Here is a 4,438-nt window from a genome sequence, read left to right on the forward strand (position 1 = left end):
GGGAGACGATGAACTCAGGAGTCGCCATGCCGCGAGCCTAGACGATCGCTCGCCGTGGAGGTGGCTGTGCAGGCGAAGGTGGGAGGTGGGCGTGGAGGTGGCTGTGCAGGCGAAGGTGGGAGGTGGGCGTGGAGGTGGCTGTGCAGGCGAAGGTGGAAGGCGACCGCGGAGGTGGAGTGGGTGGAAGTCGCCAGGTGCTGGCTCGCGCCGTCAGCGCCGGCCCGCACCCAGCACTTCGACAGAATCTTCATAAACGACACGGCTCCGCGTCATTTATGAAGATTCTGTCGAAGTGGGTGGGCGCAGCCTGCCCAGCCCGGCGCAGCCTGCCCAGCCCGGCGCAGTCTGCACGGCCCGGCTGGGCCCACCTACACGAGCATGGCGACGATGAACCGCGTCAGTGCGGCCATGACCCAGGCGGTGACGAACATGTAGGTGTAGGCGATGATCGGCCACTTCCAGGTGCCGGTCTCACGGCGCATCGCACCGGCCGTGGCCATGCATTGCAGGGCGTAGACGAAGAACACGAGGATGGCGACGACGGTTGCCGGGTTGAACAGCTGGTCGCCGGCCTTGTTGGTCAGGGTGTCCTGCTGGTAGGTCATCGTGGCCAGGTGGGCGCCGGGGTCCTCGGGGTCCTCGGCGGCGGCGATCTGGCCGAGGGTGGCTACGAAGGTCTCGCGCGCCGCCAGCGAGGACAGGGTGGCCACGTTGATGCGCCAGTCGAAGCCCAGCGGCTCGAAGACCGGCTGGACCGCCTTGCCGACGCTTGCCGCCCAGGAGTTGTCCATCGTGTAGGAGGTCTTCTGGGCCTCCAGCAGCTTGTCGAGCTCCTCGGGGTCGGTGATGACCTCGCCGTCGTCGCCCTTGACGGTGGACGACGACGGGTCCTCCACCGCCGCGGACACGGCCGCGCACTCGGCGCTGGCGGCGCAGTGGGCGTTGAACTGCTCCTCGGAGCGCATCGGCATGTTGAGCAGCACCCACAGGACGAGCGTGGTCAGCGCGATGACGGTCCCGGCCTTCTTCACGAAGCCCTTGCAGGCGTCCCACACCATGATGAGGACCGTGCGCGGTCGCGGCAGCCGATAGGGCGGCATCTCCATGTAGAAGGGCAGCAGTACCCCGCCGCGGTCGGTCAGACGCTTGACCATCCAGGCGGCCACCATCGCGGAGATTGCCCCCAGCAGGTAGAGGGCGAACATGACGGTGCCGCGTGCGCCCAGCGGCCCGATCTTCGCGTCAGCGGGCACCATGATGGATGTGAGCAGGACGTAGACGGGCAGGCGCGCCGAGCAGGTCATGAGTGGGGCGGCCAGCATCGTGGCCACCCGGTCCTTGGCGCTGGGCAGCGTGCGGGTGGCCATGATCCCGGGGATCGCGCAGGCGAAGGATGACAGGAGGGCCACGAAGGCCCGCCCCTCCAGTCCGGCCCGACTCATGATCCTGTCCATGAGGAAGGCGGCGCGCGACATGTACCCCACGCCCTCGAGGAAGGCGATGATGAGGAACATGATGATGATCTGGGGGACGAAGGTGAGCACCGAGCCCACACCCCCGATGAGACCGTCACCCAGGAGCCCGGCAATGAGCGGGTGGGACTCGTCGAGCCAGCCGTGCACCAGCTGCCCCAGGGCGCTGAACCCGCCTTCGACGGCGTCCTGGAGGGGAGCCGCCCAGGTGAAGATCGCCTGGAAGAAGACGTACATGATGGCGAAGAACACCAGGGACCCCAGGATGGGGTTGAGCAGGATCCGGTCGACGGCGGTCGTGATGCGGTCCTGCTGAGGCGCCTGGTAGTCGGCGGTGGCCAGGATGGAGTCGGCCCAGGAGGCCACCTCGGTGGGGGTCGTCGGTGCAGGCAGCGGCGGGCGCTGCCAGGAGGCCACCTCGGTGAGGCGCTCGCGCAGCTCGGGTATGCCGATGCCGCGGTTGCCGACCACCCGCACGGCGGGGATCCCCAGGGCCTGTCCGAGGGCCGCCACGTCCAGGCGCCCGGCGCGCCGCGTGAGCTCGTCGGTCATGGTGACCACCAGGCAGGTGGGCAGGTCCAGGGCGAGGGCCTCGGCGACGAAGTTCAGCCCCCGCCGTAGCGTCGTGGCGTCGACGACGACCACGAGGGCGTCGGGCACGGAGACGCTCTGCGAGGCGTCGGTGAGGACGTCGCGCACCACCTGCTCGTCGGGGCTGATCGGGTCCAGCGAGTAGGCGCCCGGCAGGTCCTCGATCGTCAGGCTGATCTCGCCGATCCGGCAGGTCCCCAGCGATCGGGCCACGGTGACGCCCGGGTAGTTGCCGGTCTTGGCGTGCAGACCGGTCAGGGCGTTGTAGATGGAGGTCTTGCCGGCGTTGGGGGCGCCGGCAAGGGCGATGCGCCGGGCCCCGGCCACCAGGGTCTTGCTGCTGGAGGAGCCGCAGTGGCAGTCCGTGGCTCCGGGGACCTCGTGCGTGGCGCAGTGGTCACTCATCGGTGCTGCTCCTCTCCTGCGGGCTCAGTGGTCGGCTCAGTGGTTGCCTCAGTGCTCGGCTCGGTGAGGGCGGTCCCTTCGCTCGTCTCCGCCTCAGGTGCCGTGACGGACTCGGTCTTGGTCTCGGCGATGTCGTCGGCCTCGGTGACGGCCTCGACCTGGACGATGTAGGCCTCGTGGCGGCGCAGGCACAGCTCGTAGTCGGCGATGCGGTAAACGATCGGGTCGCCCAGAGGGGCACGGCGCAATGGCGTCACGATCCGGCCGGGGACGAAGCCCAGGTTGCTCAGTCTCCTGATGATGGGGTCGCTGGACGCATCCTCCAGAAGGCTCACGACGCGCCCCGCGGTGCCCAGGTGCAGATCGGACAGGGGATGTTGCCTCGGGGAGGAGGCGCTGGTGGTGTCAGTGGGGGCTGACGTTCCGTGGGGCGAGACCGTAGTCGCCACGGTGTCCTCGGAGCTCATCGGAGTCCTCATGTTTGTCCTCTGTCTGTCCTCAGTCCCAAAGTGGACGCTGTGCATCGACCACTCCAGTCTAAGGTGAGCCTTCTCTACCGTCAGGCTTTGCGGGCATCTTTGACACAGATCAGAGCGAGCCGGCGCCGCCCGCAGTAAAAGGCCTCGGTGCCTCGTCGGACTCGGCGAAGGAGGTAAGGGGCGCGCGGTGACGAGGGGCTGATTCCTCCTACCCCTCGACCCGGCGGACCTCGACCAGCCAGGGGCAGCGGCGCCGCAGCAGGTGCTCGAAGCGCGCGTGCATCGTGATCTCGGCGGCCGGGCAGTCGTCGCAGGCGCCCTCCATGGCGATCTCGACGACGCCATCGCGCACCGAGCGCACCACGAGCGAGCCCCCGTGGCTGTTGACGAAGGACCCCAGGGTGCCGCCCGCGACCTGCCTGGCGGCCGCCTCCAGGGCGTCGTCGGGTCCGCAGGATCGGGCGGCCTCCCCGCCCTGCCAGGACTGCGGGGCCCCCAGGGCGTCCACCAGCGCGCTGCGCACCCGGGCGCCCTCCGATCGCCAGCTGTGGCCGGGGCCCAGGAGGGTGAGGACCGCTCCGCCATCGACCCGTACGGAGCTCAGGGTGCCGTCGTCGATGAGCGCCTGAAGCAGCGCCGGCGCATGGGCCACCTCCCCTGTGAAGGGCAGCAGGCCGTCGGGGACGACCCACCGCAGCACGTCGGGGTCCGGGGTGGTCACCGGGTGCGTGGGAACGACGGGCACGGCCGCCTCACCTCTCCTGATTGTCCTGTCGCATGTCCGGTCATCGTCGCGATTATATGAACACCGCGACGAGTGCGTGGGTCACCGCCGCCATGACCCAGGCGGTGACGAACATGTAGGTGTAGGCGATGATTGGCCACTTCCAGGTGCCGGTCTCACGGCGCATCGCACCGGCCGTGGCCATGCACTGCAGGGCGTAGACGAAGAACACGAGGATGGCGACGACGGTTGCCGGGTTGAACAGCTGGTCGCCGGCCTTGTTGGTCAGGGTGTCCTGCTGGTAGGTCATCGTGGCCAGGTGGGCGCCGGGGTCCTCGGGGTCCTCGGCGGCGGCGATCTGGCCGAGGGTGGCTACGAAGGTCTCGCGCGCCGCCAGCGAGGACAGGGTGGCCACGTTGATGCGCCAGTCGAAGCCCAGCGGCTCGAAGACCGGCTGGACCGCCTTGCCGACGCTTGCCGCCCAGGAGTTGTCCATCGTGTAGGAGGTCTTCTGGGCCTCCAGCAGCTTGTCGAGCTCCTCGGGGTCGGTGACGGTCTGCCCGTCGTCGCCCTTGACGGTGGACGACGACGGGTCCTCCACCGCCGCCGATACCGCCGCGCACTGGGTGTCGGAGGTGCAGAAGGCCTCGAACTGGGCGTCCGAGCGCATGGGGACGTTGAGCAGCACCCACAGGATGACGGTGGTCAGGGTGATGATCGTGCCGGCCTTCTTCAGGAAGCCCTTGCAGGCGTCCCACACCATGATG

4 protein-coding genes are annotated in these 4,438 nt (G+C 68.9%); all 4 read right to left on the minus strand.

The window, feature by feature from the left end; translation table 11 throughout:
- Positions 1 to 368: 368 nt before the first annotated feature.
- On the minus strand, positions 369 to 2,468 hold the full coding sequence (locus RWR81_RS12530; protein WP_314458057.1) for a ferrous iron transporter B: 2,100 nt from the start codon (positions 2,466 to 2,468) through the stop codon (positions 369 to 371).
- Complete coding sequence (locus RWR81_RS12535) at positions 2,465 to 2,935, minus strand: FeoA family protein (protein WP_314458058.1); 471 nt, start codon at positions 2,933 to 2,935, stop codon at positions 2,465 to 2,467. Before RWR81_RS12535 ends, RWR81_RS12530 begins: the two co-directional genes overlap by 4 nt.
- Before the next feature lie 220 nt (positions 2,936 to 3,155).
- Complete coding sequence (locus RWR81_RS12540; protein ID WP_314458059.1) at positions 3,156 to 3,692, minus strand: NifU family protein; 537 nt, start codon at positions 3,690 to 3,692, stop codon at positions 3,156 to 3,158.
- Positions 3,693 to 3,744: 52 nt separating this feature from the next.
- On the minus strand, positions 3,745 to 4,438 hold a 694-nt coding region (locus RWR81_RS12545; RefSeq protein ID WP_314458060.1), incomplete at its 5' end, for a nucleoside recognition domain-containing protein.

This window comes from uncultured Actinomyces sp., assembly GCF_963526355.1.
Classification (GTDB): Bacteria; Actinomycetota; Actinomycetes; order Actinomycetales; family Actinomycetaceae; genus Actinomyces.